A 1,876-nucleotide genomic window follows, 5' to 3' on the forward strand; every position below is an offset into this window, starting at 1 on the left:
GTCCTGGATACACATAAGCATAATCATATCCATTTTTACCTGAGCGTGAAAAATGCTGCTTGATCAGATCTCGTTCGAAACCTATCTGCGGAAGTCCTACTCCAACTACGATGACTCCGTTCAGTCGGTCACCCTTCAGATCGATTCCTTCTGAGAATATGCCCCCAAGTACAGCAAAGCCTACAAGCGTGCCACTTTTATCAGCCTGAAATGTATCGATGAAAGCCGTGCGTTGACCTTCGTCCATTCCGGTTCCCTGGACAATGGTATGGATATCACCCGAATGCATGCTCCATTCTTCCATGATAGAATTAAGATACTGATAAGATGGGAAGAAGATCAAATAATTCCCCGGTTTGCTTTTTACTGTTTGTAAAAGCGTGTGAACGATCGGCTGGATTGAATTCTCCCTGTCATGGTATCTAGTAGATAATGGCTGGATGGCTATCTCTGTCTGGTCCTTTGAAAACGGCGAGGGAATGAAGGCAACATAATTTTCTGCTTGCCCTCCGAGCATATCCTTATAGTATGCCATTGGACTTAACGTGGCTGAGAAGAATACCCTTGCCTTAAAATGTTTCCCAGCTTGCCTTATTAAGTGAGAAGGGTCAAGGCAAAACTGCTTGATAACAACTTCATTACGATCGATTTCGGCGTAAAGGACATAGTGGTCATCAAACAGCTTGCTGATACGAAGCCAGTTTTGCGCAGAAAAATAGGTATCTAAAAGATGTGCTGAGTCTCCATCAATTCCTTGCAGCAATTCTTTTTCCGCATGCTCGGCGAATAGTTCAATTAACTTGTTGAATTCCTCGATAACTTCCGTGAATATGATTGTTTTTGCAGGTTGTGCCTGTTTTCTAATTTTTATAAAGAAATCATTAATGTCTTTTGAACTTTTAAATATTGCTTTGTTTTTCGTTTTATACTGTCGTTTTAGCTCCAAAAAATGAATCTTCTCGATTGCGGATGAATACATATCTCTGCCCCGGTCAACGAGGTTATGTGCTTCATCTACAAGCAAGACTGTCTGCTTTTTCTGGTCATCGAACAGCCGTTTGAGCGAAACCTTTGGGTCAAAAATATAATTAAAATCACAAATGATCGCATCTGCCGAATAGGCCAGGTCAAGAGAAAATTCAAACGGGCATACCTTGTGTTTTAATGCATACCTTTCAATACAAGCCCTGTCGAGCGCCTTTTCATTACCTAGGATATCTAAGATAGCACCATTGATTCGATCGTAATAGCCATCAGCAAATTCACAAAATTCCTTGCTGCATTTTCCTTCTGCCGTGAAGCAAACCTTGTCCTTTGCAGTAATGGTCACAACATTCATTTGAAGACCTTGATCCGCCATCAGCTTGAACGCTTCCTCGCCAGTCTGCCTGGTGGTTGTCTTTGCGGTCAAATAAAAAATCTTTTGCAAAATCCCTTCTCCGATCGCTTTTACAGATGGAAAAATAGTGGATATCGTTTTCCCAATACCTGTTGGCGCACTGGCAAACAAGGTCTGTCCATCTAAAATAGTCTTATAGACAGAGCCTGCAAGCTGCCGCTGGCCATTGCGGTACTCTTTAAAGGGGAATTTTAATTCTTTTATGCTTAAATCACGGGAAAACTGGTGGTCATGGAGCAATTTAGCGTATGGTGCATAAGTCGAAATAAGATACATCATGAAATTCTCAAGCTCTGTACGTGATCTCGTCCTTTTGAATTTCTTTATTTCTCCTGAGGTTTTTTGGACATATGTGAGCTGTATATCAATGGTTTCCATGTCATGGTCCTGCAGGTACATATATGCATAACACTGTGCCTGAGCCCAGTGAGCTGGGTTTGTATCTTCTTGTGTGTATTCAAGGCTTCCTGAAGTTGA

The 1,876-nt window shown here is 41.6% G+C and carries 1 protein-coding gene; it reads right to left on the reverse strand.

Going from position 1 to position 1,876, the window contains the following annotated elements; all coding sequences use genetic code 11:
- On the reverse strand, window positions 1-1,777 hold a 1,777-nt coding region (locus tag WB217_RS13575), incomplete at its 3' end, for an ATP-dependent DNA helicase (RefSeq protein ID WP_423993749.1).
- Between the last annotated feature and the right edge of the window lie 99 nt (window positions 1,778-1,876).

This window comes from Mesobacillus sp. (assembly GCF_049588175.1).
Lineage (GTDB): Bacteria > Bacillota > Bacilli > Bacillales > Cytobacillaceae > Mesobacillus.